The sequence below is a fragment of the Achromobacter sp. Marseille-Q4962 genome, from assembly GCF_943737005.1.
Taxonomy (GTDB): Bacteria; Pseudomonadota; Gammaproteobacteria; order Burkholderiales; family Burkholderiaceae_B; genus Achromobacter.
This window is the reverse complement of record NZ_CALSFU010000022.1, coordinates 43,958-65,212: the sequence shown is the minus strand read 5'-3', so window position 1 is coordinate 65,212 and position 21,255 is coordinate 43,958. Positions and strand designations below refer to the sequence as shown.

Below are 21,255 nucleotides of genomic sequence, written 5' to 3'. Positions count from 1 at the left end.
ACTTGAACAATGATGGTTTTTGATGTGAACAGTCCTTCCAGCCCCCCTGGCCGGCCCCGCCTGGCCGACGTCGCCGCCCTGGCGGGCGTGTCCACCGCCACCGCCGACCGCGTGCTCAACCGCCGTCCGGGCGTGCGCCCGGGCACGGCCCAGCGCGTATTCAAGGCGGCGCTCTCGCTGCAGTACCTGCCCGAGCAGGATCTCTACAGCGCGATGGCGCCCGCGCCCTTGCAGCTCGTGTTCCTGCTGCCGCGCGGCAGCAACCGTTTCCTGCGCATGCTGGGCGATACCGTGGGCTATGCGCACGAGCATTTCGCGCCGCTCAACGCCAAGTGCCGCATCGAATACGTGGAGAGCTTCAACCCGCATGCGTTGGCGCAGGCGCTGCAGCGCCACGGCGCGCGCGCCGACGGCATTGCCTTCATGGCGCTGGAGCATCCGGTGGTGCGGGAGGCGGTCAATACGCTGGCCGCGCAGGGCGTGCCCACGGTGACGCTGATCTCCGACCTGGCCAACAGCGAGCGCGCCGCCTATGTGGGCCTGGACAACCGCGCCGCCGGGCGCACGGCGGGCTATCTGCTGGCGCGCTTCATCGGCCCGCGGGCGGCGCACGTGGCGCTGATCGCGGGGTCGCGCCACTACCGCGCCCACGAAGAGCGCGAGAGCGGTTTTCTGCAGCTGTACGCCGAGCAGTTCCAGGCCATGCAGGTCGTGGACCTGCGCGAAGGCTACGACGACGCCCAGCGCAACTACGAGCAGACGCGCCAGTTGCTGGAGCAGTATCCGCAACTGGCGGGCATCTACAACATCGGCGGCGCTTCCGACGGCGTGGCGCGGGCGCTGAAAGAGGCGGGCCTGCAGCACCGCGTGGTGTTCATCGGGCATGGCCTGACGCCCGACACGCGCGCGCTACTCATCGACGGCACCATGGACGCCGTCATTACGCAAAGCCCCATGGAAGCGCTCATGAGCTGCGTGCGCATCTTCCGCAACCTGCGCGACAAGCGCGGCGCCATGACGGGCGTGGAGCTCAGCCGCAGCCAGGTGATCTTCCGCGAAAACCTGCCCTGACCTCAGGAAAAGGCGGCCTGCACCGCCGCGCTGGCGGCGGCCGGCAGCGGATCGTCGCGGCGCGAGGCCAGCGATACGAAGCTCAGGCTGGTCGTAATGGAAAGGTGCTGCGCCAGGAGCAGGCCATGCGCCTGCGATTCGCGCAGCGCGATCGAGTCCCGCGCCAGCGACAGGCCCACGCCTGACCGCACCAGGTCCAGCATGGAAGATTCCTGGTCCACCTCCGCCACCGCGTTGACGGTCACGCCCAGCTCCTCGAACTTGCGGGCCAGCAGCCGGTGGTGCGCGGAATCGGGGGGCGTTCCGATCCAGGGCAGGGCGGCGATGTCTTCCCAGCCTCGGCCGGCCATGCGCGGGCCCCAGCCCTGCGGGGCGATGACATAGTACGAGAACGTCGCCAGCGGCACCGCGTGCAGCGCGGGCGCGGCGCGCGCGTCTTCGAGCGGGCCGAGATAGAAGCCCGCGTCCAGCTCGCCGGCGCGCACCTGCCGCGCGACCCAGCCCGACATGCCGTGACGCAGTACGGGCCGGATCTGCGGATAGCGCGCCACCAGATGGCGCATGGCCGCGCCCAGCCGCAGGAATTCGGGGTCGAGAATCGTGCCCAGCCGCAGGTCGCCGCGCACCGTGCTGCGCAGCGCGCCGATGGCGCGCTGGAAGTCGTCCAGCGCTTCCAGCACCCGCTGCGCCGAGGGGAGCAGGGCGCGCCCTTCGGCGTTGGGCGCGAGCCCCTGGGCGGTACGCGTGAAGAGGGACAGGTCCAGGGCTTCCTGGAAGCTCTTCAGTTGCAGGCTGAGCGCCGGCTGGGTGACGTGCAGGTGCTCGGCCGCGCGCGTCAGGTTGCCTTCGCGGGCAACGGCGGCGAAGCTGCGGATGTGCTTCAGGTCCATGGACGGATCTCCGGCGGCGGGACCTTTATTAAAGATGCTTATATTGCGTTTTTCAACAACTCATTGGACAAGCGGGCGCCCGACGCGGCAAAGTTCCTGCCAGAACCCGAACAAAGCAGAGAAGGGCCCATGGAGACATACGACTACATCATCGTCGGGGCGGGCTCGGCCGGCTGCGTGCTGGCCAACCGACTGAGCCGCGACCCCGCCGCGCGCGTGCTGCTGCTGGAGGCTGGCGGGCGCGACAGCTATCACTGGATACACATTCCGGTCGGCTATCTGTACTGCATCGGCAACCCCCGCACCGACTGGATGTATCGCACCGCCGAAGAGCCCGGCCTGGGCGGGCGGTCGCTGCTCTATCCGCGCGGGCGCGTGCTGGGCGGGTCGTCCTCGATAAACGGCATGATCTACATGCGCGGCCAGCGGCAGGACTACGACGACTGGGCCCGCATCGCGGGCGACGAGTCATGGCGCTGGGAGCGGGTGCTGCCCGTGTTCCGCCAGAGCGAGGACCACCACGGCGGCGCCAACGCCTTTCACGGCGCCGGCGGCGAGTGGCGCGTGGAGCGCCAGCGGCTGCGCTGGGACATCCTGGAAGCCTTTGCCGAAGCGGCCGGGCAGCAGGGTATTCCACGGGTGGAGGATTTCAACCGGGGCGACAACTTCGGCAGCGGTTATTTCGAGGTGAACCAGCGCGGCGGCTGGCGCTGGAATACGGCCAAGGCGTTCCTGCGGCCGGCGCGCAAGCGGCCCAACCTTACCGTGCTGACCGGCGCCCGGGCCGACCAATTGCTGTTCGATGGCCGGCGCTGCGTGGGCGTGCGCGTCACGCGCAACGGCCGCGGCGAAACCTACGGCGCGCGCGGCGAAGTGGTGCTGGCGGCCGGCGCCGTGAACACGCCGCATCTGCTCGAAATATCGGGCGTGGGGGAACCCGCGCGGCTGCGCGAGAGCGGCATCGCGCTGCGCCATGCGCTGCCGGGCGTGGGCGAGAACCTGCAGGATCACCTCCAGCTTCGCGTCATTCTCAAGGTGAGCGGCGTGCGCACGCTCAACCGCATCGTGTCCTCATGGGCCGGCAAGGCCGGCATCGGCCTGGAATACCTGCTGCGGCGCAGCGGCCCCATGAGCATGGCGCCTTCGCAGCTGGGCCTGTTCGCAAAGTCGGACCCCGGCCAGGCGCGCGCCAACGTGGAGTTCCACGTGCAGCCGTTGTCGCTGGGCGCTTTCGGCGAGCCGCTGCACGCCTTCGACGCCTTCACGGCCAGCGTGTGCAACCTGCGGCCCACCGCGCGCGGCAGCATCCATGCGCAGGGGCCGGACGCGGCGCAGCCGCCCGTCATCCGCCCCAACTACCTGAGCACCGAGGAAGACCTGCGCGTGGCGGCCGATTCCATCCGGCTGGTGCGGCGCATCGTCGCCGCCCCGGCCCTGCGCCCGTACCGGCCCGAAGAGTGGCTGCCGGGGCCTGCCTACCAGTCCGAGGCCGAGCTGCGCGAGGCCGCGGGCAAAATCGGCACCACTATCTTCCACCCGGTGGGCACCTGCGCCATGGGGCGGTCCCCGGACCACGGCGCGGTGGTGGATGCGCGGCTGCGCGTCTTCGGACTGGAAGGGCTGCGCGTGGCGGACGCGTCGGTCATGCCGCTGATCACGTCCGGCAACACCAATTCGCCCACCATCATGATCGCCGAGCGGGCGGCCGCCATGATCCAGGAAGAGGCGGCGGCCCGGCGGGGCGAAGCGGCCGTGCCCGCCGCGGCGGGCACGGCGGCGTTGCCGGCCTGAGGGCCCGGCTGTTCTCGTCAGGCGGCCGGCGCCGGGCGCAGCGAGCGGTACATCTCGCCGCGCCCGGGGTTGGTGAGCACGATCTGCCAGAGCTGGCCCTCGCGCGAGCGGAAGAAGCCGGCGCAGCACATCAGGTAATACTTCCACATGCGGTAGAAGCGCTGGCTGTAGCGGTCCTGCAGGCGGGGCCAGGCGCGCTCGAAGTTCTCCCACCAGGCCATCAGCGTGCGGTCGTAGTCGCGGCCGAAGTTGTGCCAGTCTTCAATGATGTAGCTTCCTTCCACGGCGGCGGCGATCTCGCGCGCCGAGGGCAGCTTGCCGTTGGGGAAGACATAGCGGTCGATCCAGGGATCGGTGCTCTGGCTGGTGGAGGCGATGCCGATGGTGTGCAGCAGGAAGACGCCTTCGGGCGCCATGAGGCGCTTCACGTGACCGAAATACGTGTCGTAGTTCTTGGGCCCCACGTGCTCGAACATGCCCACCGACACCACCTTATCGAAGCGGCCTTGCAGGTCGCGGTAGTCTTGCAGCAGCAGCTCCACCGGCAGACCCTCGACGCGCTTGCGGGCCAGTGCGAGCTGCTCCTTGGAAACCGTGACACCCGTCACCTTGACGCCGTAGCGCTCGGCGGCGAACTTCGCCAGCCCGCCCCAGCCGCAGCCGATGTCCAGCAGGCTTTCGCCGGGCTTGAGCTGCAGCTTGCGGCAGATCATGTCCAGCTTGGCGAATTGCGCGTCCTCCAGCGTCTGCGCGTGCTCCCAGTAGGCGCACGAGTAGATCATGCGGCTGTCCAGCATGGCCTCGAACACGTCGTTGCCGGCATCGTAGTGCTGCTCGCCCACCTCGAAGGCGCGGTTCTTGGATTGCAGATTGAAAAGCTTGTGGCGCAGGTGCTCGGCAATGAGCTTGACCCGCGACAGGCCGATGGCGGCCGAGCCCACGTCGGCGCGCAGCAGGCGGGTGAAAAGCTCGTCCAGCTGCTCGCAGTCCCACTCGCCGTCCATGTACGACTCGCCCAGGCCGAGCGACCAGCTCGAGAACACCCGCTCGTACACATGCTTGTCGTGCGCCTGGATGTCCCACGGCCGGTTGCCGTTGATCTGCACGTCGGCGCGCGCCAGCAGCTCCTGCAGCACCTTGGGCGGCGCCGGCGGCGTGGAGGCGGATGGCTGGGGGGAACTCAATGGGGGAACGGGACTGGTTTGCTGCATACGGACTCCATATCAATGCAGGGATGACTGATCTGGCAATGCGTGGGGCGCCTCGCTGATTCCGCGAGAGGGGGGCGATCCGTGGGACACGAATCGCGCCGATAGGCAGCGGCAATGGCTCGGGCTGACCCCGTGACACCCGTCAATCTTACTCACTGTGCGTAACCGTGCAACCGGCTGTTGCAGTCGGGGCGGAATCCGGGCCGGCGGCGCGGCCAGGCTGACGGTGCACTGAATGCGGGTGCGCGCCCGGCGAAACCCTCGCGGACCCCACGAGCGGGCCCGTATAAGATACGGGCGGGGCGCCCATGCCGGGAGGCCCGGCGATCGAGGAGCATGCAATGGTGGACGCCCGCAACGACCCGCGCGAGCCGCGGCTGGACTTCGTCACGTGCGCCAGCCCGGCTGGCCTGCACCGCATGGCGTACTGGGAGTGGGGCGACCCGGCCAACGGCGAGGTGCTGGTCTGCGTGCACGGCCTGACGCGCAGCGCGCGCGATTTCGATACGCTGGCCCGGCGGCTGGCGGGCCGCTACCGGGTGGTTTGCCCGGACGTGGCCGGCCGCGGCCGTTCCGACTGGCTGGCCAACCCCGATTTCTACACCATCGCGCAGTACGTGGCCGACATGCTCACCCTGATCGCCCGCCTGCGTCCGGCGCGCCTGCTGTGGCTGGGCACGTCCATGGGCGGGCTGATCGGCCTGGCGCTGGCGGGCGCGGCTGCCACGGCGCGCGCCACGCTGGCGCTGCGCGAGCACCCCGGCATGCTGCCGGCCGACCAGGGGCTGCGCTTCGACAAAATGGTGCTCAATGACGTCGGCCCCCGGCTGGAGGCGCGTGCGCTGGTCCGCATCGGCGGCTACGTGGGCCAGCCCGGCGAGTTCGATTCCCTGGAACAGGCGATCGCCGCGATGCGCGCCGCTTCCGAGACGTTCGGCCCCCACACCGACGCACAATGGCGCGAGCTGGGCCGGCACGTCTACGTGGAGCGCGGCGGCAAGTGGGTCAAGCACTACGACCTGGCGCTGGCCAGGCCCATCGCGGCGCAGAGCGCGCAGGCGCTTTCCGCGGGCGAGCAGATACTGTGGCGCGCCTACGATGCGCTGGACTGCCCCATTCTCATCGTGCGGGGGGCGCAGTCCGACCTGCTGTCGCGCGAGACGGTCGAGGACATGCTCAAGCGCAACCCAGGCGCGCGGGTGCACGAGGTCGACGGCGTGGGCCACGCGCCCACGCTCATGGACCCGGCCCAGGTCGGGCCGGTGGCGGCTTTCCTGCTCGAAGACTGAGAGGCGGCCGCGCTATCCACGCCGCCGGAGCTTCTCTACAATAGCCTCATGAAAAGCGCTGGCCCCAATGTCGACCTGCATTGCCATTCCACCGTCTCGGACGGCGCGCTCGCGCCGCGCGAGGTGGCGCTGCGCGCGCACGCCAATGGCGTGGATGTCTGGGCCCTCACCGACCACGACGAGGTCGGCGGCCTGGCCGAGGCGGCCAAGGCCGCGCGCGAAGTCGACATGCGCTTCGTGCCCGGCGTCGAAATCTCCGTGACGTGGGCCGGCCACACGGTGCACATCGTGGGCCTGCGATTCGACCCTTCCAACACCGCGCTCGTCGAAGGCCTGCGCAAGACGCGCGCCGGCCGCGCCGACCGCGCCCGCCGCATGGGCGAGCGCCTGGCCGGCATGGGCATGCCGGGCGCGTACGAGGGCGCCTTGCCGTTCGCGGGCAACCCCGAGCTCATCAGCCGCACGCATTTCGCCCGCTACCTGGTCGAGGCCGGCTACTGCCCCGACGTGCAGACGGTTTTCAACAAGTTCCTGGGCGACGATTGCCCGGGCCACGTGCCCATGCAATGGGCCACCCTGGCCGAGGCCGTGGGCTGGATACGCGGCGCCGGCGGCATGGCCGTCATCGCCCATCCAGGCCGCTACAAGTACACGCCTCTCCAGTTCGCCGCCCTGTTCGACGAATTCCTCGACCTGGGCGGGGAGGGCATCGAAGTCACCACCGGCAGCCATACGCCCGAAGACGCCCGCCGCTACGCGGATGTGGCGCGCCGCTACGGTTTTCTGGCCTCGCGCGGATCCGACTTTCACAGTCCCACCGAAAGCCGCGCCGATCTCGGCCGCCTGCCGCCGCTGCCGCCCGATCTCAAGCCCGTCTGGCAAGACTGGCTATAGGACCGCGGCGGTGGGTCGCCACGCCGCTTTTTTTGCTTGCGCAGCCCGCTGCGCCCACCGTCCGAATCATGAACAAAGCCTTTGTCAAAGAATCCGACCGCGAGGACGACGACGACCTGCCGCAGGCCCAGGCGCTGCCGGCGGGCACCAAGAACTACATGACGCCCGAGGGCTACGAAAAGCTGCGCGGCGAACTGGCGCGCCTCATGAACGTAGAGCGCCCGGCCGTGGTGCAAGTGGTGTCGTGGGCCGCCTCCAACGGCGACCGCTCGGAAAACGGCGACTACCTCTACGGCAAGAAGCGCCTGCGCGAAATCGACCGCCGCATGCGTTTCCTCACCAAGCGCCTGGATATCGCCGAGGTGGTCGATCCGGCGCTGCAGCCCAACCGCGACCAGGTTTTCTTCGGCGCCACCGTGCTGTACTCGGACAAGGCGGGCGAGGAGCACACCGTCACCATCGTGGGCGTGGACGAGGCCGAGCCGCTGGCGGGCCGGATCAGTTGGATTTCCCCCGTGGCGCGCGCGCTGCTCAAGGCCAGGGAAGGCGACACCGTGGTGCTGCGCACCCCGGGCGGCGTGGAGGAGCTGGACATCCTGGAAGTGCGCTACCCCGAGCGCATGTGATGACGCCCGCCGCCGGGCGCGAAGCGCAATGAAATAGATGCCCCGACGCCGCGTCCGCTGTGCGGGCCTGCCGCCCCGCGGGGGCGCTTTTGCCTTGGGGCAGCCCGGCGGTAAGAAAGGTAACGGGCGCCGGCTTGTGGCCGGCGCCCGTCATGGAGGGCGGGATCTGGCGTCCCTGCCCGGCGTGGCGGCTTGCGCCGCCGTTCCCCTGGGGCTTGCTGCTTGTCGGTTCGGTCCGCCTACTGCCTTACTGCTTGCGGGCGGCGATGGCTTTCTCGGCCTTGCTGACCAGGTCCTCGCCGATCTGTTTCTTCCACTTGTCGTAGACCGGCTTGGTCGCGGCCACGAATGCCTCGTGATCGGCCTTGGAGAGTTCGGTCACGGTGACGCCGTGGCCGGCGATTTCCTTGAGCAGCGACGGATCTTCCGGCGTTACGCCCTTGCGCGCGATCACGATCTCCTGCTTGCCGGCGTCCAGCGCGGCCTGGCGGACGATTTCGCGGTCTTTCTCGGACCACGAATTCCACACTTCGCGGTTCACCACGAAGATGAGCGGATCGGCCACGTAGTTCCAGAGCGTCAGGTATTTCTGGCCCACAGTGTAGAGCTTGGATCCGGTGTAGATCGACAGGGGGTTTTCCTGGCCGTCGACCGCGCCGCTGGCCAGCGCGGGCTGCGCGTCGGCCCAGCTCATCTGGGTGGGGTTGGCGCCCAGCGCGGTGAAGGTGTCGATGTACAGCGGCGAGCCCACCACGCGCAGCTTCAGGCCCTTCATGTCTTCGGGCCGCTTGATCTCGTGCTTGGAGTTGCTGAGCTGCCGGTAGCCGTTTTCGCCCCAGGCCAGCGGCACCACGCCGGCCTTCTCGATGTACTTGAACATTTCCTTGCCCACTTCGCCTTGCACCAGCGCGTCGATGGCGGCGTAGTCCGGCATCAGGAAGGGCAGGGAGAACAGGTTGAGCTGCTTGACCTGCGGCGACCAGTTGATCGTGGAGCCCACGGCCATGTCGATCACGCCCTGGCGGATGGCGGTGAATTCGCGGGTCTGGTCGCCCTGCACCAGCGAGGTGCCGGGGTAGACCTTGATGTTGATGCGGCCGTCGGTGCGCTCGCGCACCAGCTTGGACCAGATCTCGGCGCCCTGGCCCCACGGGAACGAGGTGCCGACGACGATGGACAGCTTGTATTCGGACTTGTAGTTTTGCGCCTGGGCCGGAGCCATGGCGGCGAAGGCGGCGCACAGCGCGGCGCCGATCAGGGTGCGGAATTTCATGGCAGGTCTCCTCTTTGCAGTCTGTAGTCGTAATAGGACGGGCATGGGTTCAATAGCCCAGCTTGTGCGGCAGCCACAGCGCCAGTTGCGGAAAAGCCAGCACCGCGACCAGCACCAGGAACATCGCGCCCAGCAGCCAGACCACCCAGCGCACGGTGGCTTCCATGGGTACGCGGGCGATGCGGCAGGACACCATCAGGTTCACGGCCAGCGGCGGCGTGAACTGTCCCAGCGCCACCTTCAGAGTGAGAATCACGCCGAACCATACCGGATCCCAGCCATACGCATTGGCGATGGGCGTGAGCAGCGGCACGAAGATCAGGAAGATCGAAATGCCGTCCAGGAACATGCCCACCGTCATCAGCAGCAGGATCAGCAGCGCCAGCACGCCCCATTCGCCCAGGCCCGAATTCACGATGGCGTGGGTAATGGGATCGATCACGCTGAGCGTGGACAGCGCCCAGGCGAAAATGCCGGCCAGCGTCACCACCATCATGATGACGGCCGACAGCTCGGCCGCCTCGCGCAGGATCACGAACAGATCGCGGATCTTGATGGTGCGGTGGATGCACATCCCCACGAAGAGGCCATAGAACACCGCCACCACCGCGGCCTCGGTGGGCGTGAACCAGCCCAGCCGCATGCCGCCCAGAATGAGCACGGGCGCGGCCAGGCCCCAGGACGCCTCGCGCAGGCTGCGCCAGAAGGGCGGGCGGGGAAGGTGGGCCTCCAGCGCACCCATCCTGTGCTTGCGCGACAGCCATACGGCCGGCACGATGAGCGCGATGCCGGCCAGCACGCCGGGCACCATCCCCGCGGCGAACAGCGCGGGCACCGAAGCCGCCGGCACCAGCACCGAATAGATGATGAACGCTACCGACGGCGGGATCAGGATGTCGGTGGCGGCGCCCGCGGCCACTACCGAGGCCGAGAACGCGCCGGGGTAGCCGGCGCGCGACATGGCGGAGATCATCACCGCGCCCACCGCGGCCGCGCAGGCCGGGCCCGAGCCCGAGATGCCGCCCAAGAACATCGCCACCGCGATCGACACCAGGGGCAGCATGCCCGGGCCGCGCCCGACGATGGCAATGGCGAAATCCACCAGCCGCTTGGCCACGCCCGAGCGGTCGAAGATCGAGCCCACCAGCACGAACATGGGAATCGCCAGCAGCGGATACTTGGCCAGGCCCGCGTAAAAATTCTGCGGCACCGTCAGCAGCCCATACCAGGGCGTGTCCAGGTTGGACAGCACGATGGCCACCGTGCCGCCGATGCCCAGCGCCACGCCCACCGGCACGCCGATGAGCATGAGCAGGATGAAGACCGCGAAAAGCAGGGTGGCGATCATTGGCCGCCCCTTGCCAGGCGGCGCAGGGTGCCCAGCGTGCGCAGCGAAATCGCCGCCGCCATCACGGGCAGCCAGATCGAATACCACCAGGTCGGCACGCCGATGGCGGGCGAGGTTTCCTCGTAGGTGAACTCGTCCATCACCAGCTTCACCGACAGCACGGTGAGCAGCGCAAAGAACAGCAGCACGAAGCCGTTGGCCCACAGCGCCATGATGCGCTGGCGGCGCGCGGAGCCGGAGTCGGCCAGGATCTCGATGCGGATGTGGTGATTGCGCACGAAGGCCATGCTGCCGCCCGCCATGGTGAGCACGATCAGCAGGAACACGGAAATCTCTTCCGTCCAGGCGAACGACTGGTCGGTGAAGTACCGCACCAGCACGTTCAGGAAGGTAATGACGGCCAGGAGGCCCAGCACGCCCACGGCCAGCCAGTCTTCGATGGCCAGCGGCACTTTTACTTCGGGGTCGGTCTCGGGAGGGATGATCGGTTCGACGGGCTCGTCGGGAGCTTCGGGGCGGGACATGAGGGTTGCAGCCAGCGCGCCGCGGCGCGGTTTGTCTCTTTTTAATAGGGTCGCTGCATCCTACCGTCGCCCGCCGGGCGCGTTAGTTCGTGTTTTCCCGTGTTTCGCGCCGGGCGCAACATGTTGCGTTGCCGCAAGACGGTGGCTCTCGGGCGGGTTGCCGGGATTAAAACAACCCCATCGCACTGGTAAATGCGGCATTGTTGCGTCGCAATATCGAACTGGCGGCGCGGCGGAATTCTTTTGTAACAGAACCCCGGGGCATCCCGCCGGGCCCTCGGCAAATACGAATCCGGGAAAACCCCTGAACGGGTAAAATCTTTGTTTTGCACCCATCCCATTACGGCGCCCGCATCGTGTCCCTAGTTCAGCATCTGCCCGGTTCCTCCGTCCTGTCCTCCTTCCGCCGCGAGCGCCTGCTGGCGCAACTGAAGGGAGCCGGCCTGCCGGTGGCCGACATTTCCGCCCGCTACGAGCACTTCGTCCATACCGACGCCGCCCTGTCGGCCGAGGAGCAGCAGCGGCTCGTCCAGTTGCTGGACTACGGCACGCCCTCCGAGGCCGGGCAGCCTTCGGCCAAGAGCCTGGCCCTGCTCGTCATTCCGCGCCTGGGCACGATTTCCCCCTGGGCCAGCAAGGCCACCGACATTGCCCACAACTGCGGGCTGTCGGCGGTGCGCCGCATCGAGCGCGGCGTGCGCTACCTGCTCACCCCCGAGCGCGGCCTGCTGGGCGCCAGGTCCTTCGACGCCGACATGCTGGCCCGCGCGGCCGCCTGCCTGCACGACCGCATGACCGAAACCGTGGTCGGCGCCGGTTTCGATGGCCGCGCGCTGTTCGAGCCGCTGGCGGGCAAGCCCATGCGCACCGTCGACGTGCAGTCGCGCGGCGCGCAGGCGCTCGAGGAAGCCAACACCGCCCTGGGCCTGGCCCTGTCCGACGACGAAATCGAATACCTCGCCAAGTCCTTCGGCGATCTGGGGCGCAATCCCACCGACGTCGAGCTCATGATGTTCGCGCAGGCCAACAGCGAGCACTGCCGCCACAAGATCTTCAACGCCCAGTGGGTCATCGACGGCCAGGAGCAGCCCGACACGCTGTTCGGCATGATCCGCGCCACCCACAAGGCGCAGCCGGCCGGCACCGTGGTGGCCTATTCCGACAACGCCGCCATCATGGAAGGCGGCGCGGCCCAGCGCTTCCAGGCCGGGGTGCCGGGCGTGGCGGGCGAGGGCGCCGAGGCCGCCCGCTACGTGCGTCGCGACACCGTCGTCCATACCCTCATGAAGGTGGAAACCCACAACCATCCCACCGCCATCGCGCCGTTTCCGGGCGCTTCCACCGGCGCCGGCGGCGAAATCCGCGACGAGGGCGCCACCGGCCGCGGCTCCAAGCCCAAGGCCGGCCTTACCGGCTTCACCGTCTCGCATCTGCGCTTCGACGACGCCCTCCAGCCCTGGGAGGCCGACCACCACGGTCTGCCGGAGCGCATCGCCTCGCCGCTGTCCATCATGATCGACGGCCCCATCGGCGGCGCGGCCTTCAACAACGAATTCGGCCGGCCGAACCTGCTAGGCTATTTCCGCACCTTCGAACAGACCGCCGGGGGCGTGCGCTGGGGCTACCACAAGCCCATCATGATCGCCGGCGGCCTGGGCAGCATCGACGCCGGCCTCACGCGCAAGGAGATCATTCCGCCGGGCGCGCTGCTGATCCAGCTCGGCGGCCCGGGCTTTCGCATCGGCATGGGCGGGGGCGCGGCCTCCAGCATCAGCATGGGCAGCAACTCCGCCGAACTCGACTTCGACTCCGTCCAGCGCGGCAACCCCGAAATCGAACGCCGCGCCCAGGAGGTCATCGACCGCTGCTGGCAGCAGGGCGAGCGCAACCCCATCCTGGCCATCCACGACGTGGGCGCGGGCGGGCTGTCCAACGCCTTTCCCGAGCTCGTCAACGACGCGGGCCGCGGCGCCGTGTTCGACCTGAAGCGCGTGCCGCTCGAAGAATCGGGCCTGTCGCCCGCCGAAATCTGGAGCAACGAGTCGCAGGAGCGCTACGTCCTCTCCATCTTGCCGCAAGACCTGGAACGCTTCGACGCCATCGCGCGCCGCGAGCGCTGTCCGTATGCCGTGGTCGGCGTGGCCACCGAAGAGCGCCAGTTGCGCGTGGTGGACGGCGAAGGGCTGCCGGGCCTGGACGACGTCCGACCGCAGGGCGAGAGCGAAGTGCGCCCGGTGGACGTGCCCATCGACGTCATCCTGGGCAAGCCGCCCCGCATGACGCGCGACGTCCGGCGCCTGCCCGGCGTGTCCGGCCCCCTGGACCTCGCCGGCATCGACCTCACCGAAGCCGCGTACCGCGTGCTGCGCCATCCCGCGGTGGCCAACAAGACCTTCCTCATCACCATCGGCGACCGCACCGTGGGCGGCCTTTCCAGCCGCGACCAGATGGTCGGCCCGTGGCAGGTGCCGGTGGCCGACTGCGCCGTCACCCTGGCCGACTACGAAGGGTTCCGCGGCGAAGCCATGGCCATGGGCGAGCGCACGCCCATCGCCATGCTGGACGCCCCGGCGTCCGGCCGCATGGCCGTGGCCGAGGCGCTCACCAACCTGGCGGCCGCCGACGTGGCCCGCCTCGAAGACATCAAGCTCTCTGCCAACTGGATGGCCGCCTGCGGCGTGCAGGGCCAGGATGCCGCGCTCTACGACACGGTTTCCGCCGTCAGCGAGCTGTGCCAGGCCACGGGGCTGTCCATCCCCGTGGGCAAGGACTCCCTCTCCATGAAGACCACCTGGGAGCAGGACGGCGAGCAGCGTCAGGTCGTGGCGCCCGTGTCGCTCATCGTCACGGCCTTCGCGCCCGTGGGCGACGTGCGTGCCAGCCTCACGCCGCAATTGCGCACCGATGCCGGCGACAGCGTGCTCATCCTCATCGACCTCGGCCGCGGACGCCACCGCATGGGCGGCTCCATCCTGGCCCAGGTCTACAACCAGGTCGGCCAGACGGTCCCCGACATCGATGCGCCGCAAGACCTGCGCGCCTTCTTCGTCACCATCCGCACGCTGGCCGAGGCCGGCACGCTGCTGGCCTACCACGACCGCTCCGACGGCGGCCTGTTCGCCACCCTGGCCGAAATGGCCTTCGCGGGCCGCACCGGCATCTCGGTCAACCTCGACATGCTCACGTTCGACCCGCAATCGGCCGATTGGGGCGACTACAAGATCCGCCCCGAGCAGGTGGCCGTGCAGCGCGACGAACTCACGCTCAAGGCGCTGTTCTCGGAAGAGGCGGGCGCCGTCATCCAGGTGCCGGCTTCCGAGCGCGACGCGGTCATGCAGGTGCTGCGCGGCGCCGGCCTGTCGGCGCACTCGCACGTCATCGGCGGCTTGAACGCCGCCGACGAAATCGAATTCTTCCGCGACGGCAAGAAGGTCTGGGGCCAGCCGCGCGCCGGGCTCGCGCGCGCCTGGAGCGAGGTGTCCTACCGCATCATGACGCGCCGCGACAATCCGGCCTGCGCCCAGGCCGAGTTCGACGTCTGGAACGACGCCCAGGATCCCGGCATGACCCCCTCGGTGGCGTTCGACCCGCAAGAAGACATCGCCGCCCCGTTCATCGCCTCGGGCAAGCGTCCGCGCGTGGCCATCCTGCGCGAACAGGGCTGCAACAGCCAGGTCGAGATGGCTTGGGCCTTCGATACCGCCGGCTTCGAGGCCATCGACGTCCACATGACCGACCTGCTGGCCGGCCGCATCGACCTGGCCGGCATGCAGGGCCTGGTGGCCGTGGGCGGCTTCAGCTATGGCGACGTGCTGGGCGCGGGCGAGGGGTGGGCCCGCACCATCCGGTTCAACGGCAAGCTCTCCGACCAGTTCTCCGCCTATTTCTCGCGGCCCGACACCTTCGCGCTGGGCGTGTGCAACGGCTGCCAGATGATGGCCGCGCTGGCGCCCATGATCCCCGGCGCCGAGCACTGGCCGCGCTTCACCCGCAACCAGTCCGAGAAGTACGAGGCGCGCCTGTCCATGGTCGAGGTGGCCGAGTCGCCGTCCATCTTCTTCGCCGGCATGCAAGGCGCCCGCATTCCGGTGGCCGTGGCCCACGGCGAAGGCTATGCCGATTTCTCCCAGCAGGGCGACCCGAGCCGCGTGCTTGCCGCCGCTCGCTACATCGACAATTACGGCCGGGCCACGGAAGCCTATCCCTTCAACCCCAACGGCAGCCCCGGCGGCCTGACCGCCGTCACCACGGCCGACGGCCGCTTCACCGTCATGATGCCGCACCCCGAACGCGTCACCCGCAACGTGATGATGTCCTGGGCACCCGCCAAGTGGGGCTCCGCCGACAGCGGCGGCCAGTTCAGCCCCTGGATGCGCATCTTCCGCAACGCGCGCGCCTGGTTGAAGTAACGGGCGCAGTACGCCATCCGCCTCTCTTGCGGGCAGAAGCCCGCCGGCGCGCCACGCCGGCGGGCTTTTCGTTTCGGGCGCGCCGCGCAACCGTACATGCAAGCTAATGAGATATTTAACTTTTCATTGCATGGACCGTTATAGCTGCAACAGCCGCGCTGGCGCTTCAAGCGCGCAGCAATCCGTATCCCGTCCGTCCCGTTGAAAACGGCGTGGGTTCCCAAGCATCGTATCTGGAGGTGCGCCCATGGTTTTCATGGGGCGCTTTTGGCGCGACGCCCGCCCTCGCTTGCTTCTGCCTCCGCGTCTGCTTTTCGCCAACCCGGAGCGCTTTCTTTCATGTTCAAGAACCTGAGTATCCGCGCGATCCTGACCTCGGCCCTGGGGTTGTTTTTCGCGCTCTTTCTTCTCGTCGGCATCGCCGTCTATCAACAACTGACCTCCAACCGCAACTCCATCGAGGTGCTGCTGGACACCAACCTCGTGCGCGCCAACGCCATCGACGACGCGGGCTCCGAGCTGCTGCGCGCCCGCCTGGTGCTGCTCGCCGCCCAGACCACGCTCATGGAAGGCAAGAGCATCGACAAGCTGGCCAGCATGCAGCGCCTGGATGGCTACCTCAAGAAGGCCGGCGACCTGATCCAGCTCGCGCGCGGCACGCCCGAGACGTCGGCCGAAGGCAAGCCGTTGTACGAAGCGGCCCTCGCGGCCTACGACGTCTACAGCCGCGAAGCCATCACTCCCATGGTGGCGGCCATCCGCGCCGGCCGCGCCGACGAGGCCGGCCGCCTCAACCTGGACAAGGTCACGCCGCTGGGCATCACCTTCACCCAGGCCATCCAGAAATACGCCGACTATGCCGACCGCGTGGGCCAGCAAGTGGCGCACGACGCCTCCTCCCGCATCGGCGGCGCGATCGGCCTGCTCGTGGGCGTGCTGGTGGTCGTGGCTTTCATCGTCGTCTGCCTGTATGCCCTTTTCACGCGCTCGGTCTTCCGTCCGCTGCGCGAGGCGGGCAGCCTGTTCGACCGCATCGCCGGCGGCGATCTCACCAACCACATCCCGCAGCGCGGCAACAACGAAATCGGCGTGCTGTACGCGGCCGTCAAGCGCATGCAGGACAGCCTGTCGCGCACCGTGTCGGCCGTGCGCGAGGGGGTAGAGGAAATCCACACGGGCGCGCGTGAAATCGCCGCCGGCAACATCGACCTGTCGTCGCGCACCGAAGAGCAGGCTGCCTCGCTGGAAGAAACCGCCGCCAGCATGGACGAGCTCGCCTCCACCGTGAAAAACAATGCCGACAGTTCGCGCAATGCCGCGCAACTGGCCGAGGCCGCCTCCGACGTGGCGGCGCGCGGCGGCCGCGCCGTGGGCGAAGTGGTGGGCACCATGCGCGCCATCGCGGACAGCTCCAACCGTATCGCCGACATCGTGGGCGTGATCGACGGCATCGCCTTCCAGACCAACATCCTGGCGCTCAATGCCGCCGTAGAGGCGGCGCGCGCGGGCGAACAGGGCAAGGGCTTTGCCGTGGTCGCGAGCGAAGTCCGCGCGCTGGCGCAGCGCAGCGGCCAGGCCGCCAAGGAAATCAAGACCCTCATCGACGACTCGGTGCAAAAAGTATCGGTGGGCTCGGAGCAGGTCGAATCGGCCGGCGCCACCATGCAGGAAATCGTCAGCTCCGTGCGCCGCGTCACCGGCATCATCAGCGAGATATCCAGCGCGTCCGACGAGCAGTCGCGCGGCATCGAACAGGTGAACCAGGCCGTCTCCCAGATGGACGGCGTTACCCAGCAGAACGCCGCCCTGGTGGAACAGGCCGCAGCCTCGGCCGCCTCGCTGGAAGCCCAGGCCCAGAAACTGCGCGAAGCCGTGGCCGTCTTCAGGCTCGGCAGCGGACGTGTCATCGAGGCCGATGCGCCCGCGCTGGCGCGCGGCGAGCCGGCGCTGATCGGGGCCTGATGCGGGGAGGGCGGTGTGTCGCCGCCCTCCCGCCCCGGAAAGGGACACATCCGCCGGCAGGGCGTCCCGCGGCGCGCGGGCAGGCATAAAATAGCAGTTTGTCCACCCTCCCAGTCCAGGACCCCGCGCCATGAACGCCCGACTTCCCGACGACGCCCTGCCGCCCACGCTCGATCCCAAGGCTCTGCAAGCTTTCGTGGACGACAAATGGGACCGCGAAATCATTCCCGCGCTTACCGACTACATCGCCATACCGGCCAAGAGCCCTGCGTTCGACGCGGACTGGGAGAAAAACGCCTATATCGACCGTGTGGTGCGCGACGCGGCGCAATGGGTGGAGGCGCAGAAAGTCGCCGGCCTCAAACTCGAAGTCGTGCGCCTGCCGGGCCGCACGCCGGTCATCTTCTTCGACGCGCCCGCCACGCGCAGCGACAACGGCGACACCGTGCTGCTCTACGGCCACCTCGACAAGCAGCCCGAGTTCTCGGGCTGGCGCGCCGGCCTCGGTCCCTGGACGCCCAAGTACGAAGACGGCAAGCTCTACGGACGGGGCGGCGCCGACGACGGCTACGCCATCTATGCCTCGCTCACCGCCATCATGGCGCTGGACAAGCAGGGCATTCCGCGTCCGCGCTGCGTGGGCATCGTGGAAACCTGTGAAGAATCGGGCAGCTACGACCTGCTGCCGTACGTCGACGCCTTGCGCGACCGCCTGGGCAATGTGGCGCTGGTGGTCTGCCTGGATTCCGGCGCGGGCAACTACGACCAGCTCTGGATGACTACGTCGCTGCGCGGCATGGTGGCGGGCACGCTGGAGGTCCAGGTGCTGGACGAGGGCGTGCACTCGGGCGACTCCAGCGGCGTGGTGCCGTCCAGCTTCCGCATCCTGCGCCATCTGCTGGACCGCCTCGAAGACAGCGCCACGGGCCGCCTGCTGCCGCGGAGCCTGCATTGCGAGATTCCCGCCGAGCGCATCGAACAGGTGCGCGACACTGCGCGCATCCTGGGCGACGAAGTCTGGCGGCGCTTCCCCTGGAGCTGCGGCGCCGACGGCGGCTTCGTGCTGCCCATGACCACCGAGCCCGAAGAGGCGCTGCTGAACCGCACGTGGCGGCCCACGCTGTCGGTCACCGGCGCCGAGGGCCTGCCGCCGCTTTCCAGCGCCGGCAACGTGCTGCGTCCGCGCACGGCCTTCAAGCTTTCGCTGCGCTTGCCGCCGCTGGTCGACGCCGTGGCCGCTTCGCAGGAAATCAAGGCCCTGCTCGAAGCCGACACGCCATACAACGCCAAGGTGGTCTTCAAGGCCAACGAGGGCGCGGCCACCGGCTGGAACGCCCCGGCCTCGCAGCCCTGGCTGACCCAGGCCCTGGACGCCGCCTCGCAAGCCTACTACGGCGCGCCTTGCGGCTACATCGGCCAGGGCGGCACGATTCCGCTTATGAGCATCCTGCAGAAGGGTTTCCCCAAGGCGCAGTTCATGGTCTGCGGCGTGCTGGGTCCGCGCTCCAATGCGCACGGCCCCAACGAATTCCTGCACGTGCCCTACGGCAAGAAGCTCACCGCCGCCGTGGCCCAGACCATGGCCGCCATGCCGGCGTCCTGACCGCAAACCTCACCCGTTCCGGCGCAGGCCGTTCGCCACGGCCGCGCCGCCGTGGCGGCCCGGCCATGCCATTTCAGCCATGTCTTCTCCGCGGACCCTTCTTTCATGATTTCCACCTCCGACGCCTATGATCACGTGCTGGAAGAAACCCGCCACTGGGTGACGGCGGCGGTCATCGGGCTGAATCTCTGTCCCTTCGCCAAGGCGGTGCAGGTCAAGGAGCAGATTCGCTATGCCGTCAGCGACGCGACTGACGAGGAGAGCGTGCTGGCCGATCTGCAGACCGAGCTGGCCCTGCTGGCCGAAGCCGACCCGCAGCGGATCGATACCACGCTGCTCATCCTGCCAGACGCCCTCGACGACTTCCTGGACTTCAACGATTTCGAGGCCCGGGCCGAGCGCCTGCTCAAGCGCATGGGGCTGGAAGGCGAACTGCAGGTCGCTACCTTCCACCCCGACTTCCAGTTCGCCGGCACCGAGCCGGACGACATCGAAAACTGCACCAACCGCTCGCCATACCCCATCCTGCACCTGCTGCGCGAAGCGAGCATCGACCGTGCCGTGGAAGCGTTTCCCGACGCCGCGGAGATCTATGAGAAGAACATCGACACGATGCGCCGCCTCGGCCTGGACGGTTGGAAGAAGCTGATGGCCGGGCAATAGCCCGGCGGCCTCATCGGGTGAGGCTGATGAAATAGATCTTCTTCACGTGGCGGTCCACTTCCCAGCGGCCGGCGTATCCCTCGGGCATGACGAACGCGTCGCCCGCCGCCAGCTCGTGCACGGCGCCGTCCGGATCGACCAGGCGGCATCCGCCGTCGACGATGTAGCCGAACTCGATATAGCCGGCGTTGTCGGCCTGGAAGGCGCCCGCGGTGCTTTCCCACACGCCGGCGCGCGCCTTCGGATGATCGAACGCCTTGACGCTGAGAAACGAGGCGTCGCCGGTCAGCGGTTGCTTGGGTTTGCCGGGAACCGGATCGACCATCGGGCCGCCGTCGAAGCGGATCAGTCGCGCATTGTTGTCGGGCACTGCATGCTCTCCATGAAACAGGAAAAAAAGGGGTTATGCGAAGCGCGACAGACGGAAGGCGGCGGGGTCCACGGCAGGCGTCCTGCCCAGGACCAGCTCGCTCATCAGCTCGCCGGCGGCGGGGCCGATGCCAAAGCCGTGGCCCGAGAATCCGGACGCCAGGAAGAACCCCGGCACGCTCTCGACCGCGGACATCACGGGCAGGGCGTCGGGGGTGACGTCGATCATTCCGGCCCAGGCGGCGGCGACCCGGGCCGGCGCGAAGGCGGGAAAGGCCGCCTTGAGCTTTTCCAGGGCCGTGGAAATGGCAGCCATGCCGGGCCGCGGGTCGAGGATCCGGTGCTGCTCGAAAGGCGTGGGCGCGTCCAGCGCGAAGCGCCGCGGCATCGCCAGCTCTTCGAAGAAGCGCCGGCCCACCCGCAGCTTCAGGTACTTGCGCTCCGCCATCCAGGCAGGCAGGAACTGGCGCATGAGGCGGATGCTGTCGGGCGTCAGGTCGGCCGTGGAGGCGCCGAGCTGCGAAACCGTATAGCCGCCGTCGGCGCGCTTGCGGCAGGTGAAATCGCCGCCATTGATGGCCAGGTCCATGCCGGTGTCGAGCGGCGTGGTGCGCAGCACGGACGCGTGCACCTTGAGCTGCGGGAACGACACGCCGCTGTTGCCGCAGAAAAGCCGCGACCAGGCGCCGCCCGCCAGCACGGCCGCCGCTGCGCCCACCGTGCCGCGCTCGGTGACGACGCCGCCGACCTTGCCGGCGGCCACGTCCAGGCCGCGCACCGCGCAGCTCTCGAAAATCAGGCAGCCCGCCGCGCGCGCCAGGCCGGCGATGGCCGCCGTCGCCAGTTGCGGTTCGGCCACGCCGTCCTCGGGGTTGTAGAGCGCGCCGGCCCAGTCGCGCGCGCTCTGCGCGCCGAGCAGGGCGGGCAGGCCCGCCGCATCCACCAGCCGGGCGGGCACCGCATAGGGACGGGCGGCTTCCAGCCATTTGGCGTGGCTCTGCATGTCTGCGGCGTTGCGGCCCAGGTAGGCGAGGCCGCGCTGCCGGTACCCTACGTCGGCCTGTTGCTGCAATGCGCGCCACAGAACGTTGGCGCGCAGCGCCAGCGGCAGTTCGCGGTGGTCGCGCCCGACCGAGCGGATCCAGCCCCAGTTGCGCGACGACTGTTCGCCCGCGATCGCGCCTTTCTCGAAAACAGCGACGCGCAGACCCGCGCGGGCCAGGAACCAGGCGGTGCTGATGCCGATGATGCCGCCGCCGATGACCGCGACGTCGACTTGGGAGGGTAAGCGGGTGTCCATGAAGCGCAAGCGTGTAAAAAAGGTTGTCGGAA

Annotated in this window: 16 protein-coding genes; 9 read left to right on the top strand and 7 right to left on the bottom strand. The window is 68.7% G+C overall.

The window, feature by feature from the left end; translation table 11 throughout:
- Positions 1-9 precede the first annotated feature (9 nt).
- Entirely contained in the window at positions 10-1,071 is a 1,062-nt protein-coding gene (locus tag NGJ44_RS18450; RefSeq protein ID WP_053245782.1) for a LacI family DNA-binding transcriptional regulator, read from the top strand.
- 2 nt (positions 1,072-1,073) lie between these two features.
- On the opposite strand, the gene NGJ44_RS18445 is transcribed toward NGJ44_RS18450, so the two are convergent.
- A complete protein-coding gene (locus NGJ44_RS18445) occupies positions 1,074-1,961 on the bottom strand; it encodes a LysR family transcriptional regulator (RefSeq protein WP_053245783.1) in 888 nt (295 codons plus the stop codon).
- Positions 1,962-2,090: 129 nt separating this feature from the next.
- On the opposite strand from NGJ44_RS18445, the gene NGJ44_RS18440 reads away from it, so the two are divergent.
- Positions 2,091-3,752 (top strand): GMC family oxidoreductase, encoded by a 1,662-nt coding sequence (locus NGJ44_RS18440; RefSeq protein WP_251864942.1) that lies wholly within the window; start codon positions 2,091-2,093, stop codon positions 3,750-3,752.
- A gap of 17 nt (positions 3,753-3,769) precedes the next feature.
- On the opposite strand, the gene cfa is transcribed toward NGJ44_RS18440, so the two are convergent.
- A complete protein-coding gene (gene cfa, locus NGJ44_RS18435) occupies positions 3,770-4,963 on the bottom strand; it encodes a cyclopropane fatty acyl phospholipid synthase (RefSeq protein ID WP_251864940.1) in 1,194 nt (397 codons plus the stop codon).
- 341 nt (positions 4,964-5,304) lie between these two features.
- Here cfa and NGJ44_RS18430 point away from each other — a divergent pair, with 341 nt between their 5' ends.
- The 3 genes from NGJ44_RS18430 to greB all read left to right on the top strand — a co-directional run bounded on the left by NGJ44_RS18430 (position 5,305) and on the right by greB (position 7,772).
- A complete protein-coding gene (locus NGJ44_RS18430; protein WP_251864938.1) occupies positions 5,305-6,252 on the top strand; it encodes an alpha/beta fold hydrolase in 948 nt (315 codons plus the stop codon).
- 48 nt (positions 6,253-6,300) lie between these two features.
- Positions 6,301-7,146 (top strand): 3',5'-nucleoside bisphosphate phosphatase, encoded by an 846-nt coding sequence (locus tag NGJ44_RS18425; RefSeq protein WP_053244604.1) that lies wholly within the window; start codon positions 6,301-6,303, stop codon positions 7,144-7,146.
- Positions 7,147-7,214: 68 nt separating this feature from the next.
- Positions 7,215-7,772 carry a transcription elongation factor GreB gene (gene greB / locus NGJ44_RS18420; RefSeq protein ID WP_053244603.1) on the top strand — a complete coding sequence of 186 codons (558 nt, stop codon included), beginning with the start codon at positions 7,215-7,217 and terminating at the stop codon, positions 7,770-7,772.
- Positions 7,773-8,019: 247 nt separating this feature from the next.
- Here the strand turns inward: greB and NGJ44_RS18415 are convergent, their stop codons facing one another.
- Genes NGJ44_RS18415 through NGJ44_RS18405 form a run of 3 tightly spaced genes read right to left on the bottom strand, consistent with a single transcriptional unit; the run spans position 8,020 to position 10,917 of the window.
- Complete coding sequence (locus tag NGJ44_RS18415; RefSeq protein ID WP_251864936.1) at positions 8,020-9,045, bottom strand: DctP family TRAP transporter solute-binding subunit; 1,026 nt, start codon at positions 9,043-9,045, stop codon at positions 8,020-8,022.
- A gap of 49 nt (positions 9,046-9,094) precedes the next feature.
- Positions 9,095-10,393, bottom strand: a complete 1,299-nt coding sequence (locus NGJ44_RS18410) for a TRAP transporter large permease (protein ID WP_053244601.1) — start codon at positions 10,391-10,393, stop codon at positions 9,095-9,097.
- A complete protein-coding gene (locus NGJ44_RS18405; protein WP_053244600.1) occupies positions 10,390-10,917 on the bottom strand; it encodes a TRAP transporter small permease in 528 nt (175 codons plus the stop codon). The genes NGJ44_RS18410 and NGJ44_RS18405 overlap by 4 nt, the downstream gene beginning before the upstream one ends.
- A 356-nt stretch (positions 10,918-11,273) precedes the next feature.
- Between NGJ44_RS18405 and purL the strand changes: the two genes are divergently transcribed.
- The 4 genes from purL to NGJ44_RS18385 all read left to right on the top strand — a co-directional run bounded on the left by purL (position 11,274) and on the right by NGJ44_RS18385 (position 19,554).
- A complete protein-coding gene (gene purL, locus NGJ44_RS18400; RefSeq protein WP_251864934.1) occupies positions 11,274-15,326 on the top strand; it encodes a phosphoribosylformylglycinamidine synthase in 4,053 nt (1,350 codons plus the stop codon).
- Positions 15,327-15,665: 339 nt separating this feature from the next.
- Positions 15,666-17,288, top strand: a complete 1,623-nt coding sequence (locus NGJ44_RS18395) for a methyl-accepting chemotaxis protein (protein ID WP_251864932.1) — start codon at positions 15,666-15,668, stop codon at positions 17,286-17,288.
- 130 nt (positions 17,289-17,418) lie between these two features.
- Positions 17,419-18,891, top strand: a complete 1,473-nt coding sequence (locus tag NGJ44_RS18390; protein WP_251864930.1) for a M20 family metallopeptidase — start codon at positions 17,419-17,421, stop codon at positions 18,889-18,891.
- A 105-nt stretch (positions 18,892-18,996) separates the two neighbouring features.
- Positions 18,997-19,554 carry a DUF1415 domain-containing protein gene (locus NGJ44_RS18385; protein WP_251864927.1) on the top strand — a complete coding sequence of 186 codons (558 nt, stop codon included), beginning with the start codon at positions 18,997-18,999 and terminating at the stop codon, positions 19,552-19,554.
- A 10-nt stretch (positions 19,555-19,564) separates the two neighbouring features.
- On the opposite strand, the gene NGJ44_RS18380 is transcribed toward NGJ44_RS18385, so the two are convergent.
- Positions 19,565-19,924, bottom strand: coding sequence for a cupin domain-containing protein (locus tag NGJ44_RS18380; protein ID WP_251864926.1), 360 nt, complete (start codon positions 19,922-19,924; stop codon positions 19,565-19,567).
- Between the two features lie 33 nt (positions 19,925-19,957).
- Positions 19,958-21,223, bottom strand: a complete 1,266-nt coding sequence (locus NGJ44_RS18375; RefSeq protein WP_251864923.1) for an NAD(P)/FAD-dependent oxidoreductase — start codon at positions 21,221-21,223, stop codon at positions 19,958-19,960.
- Between the last annotated feature and the right edge of the window lie 32 nt (positions 21,224-21,255).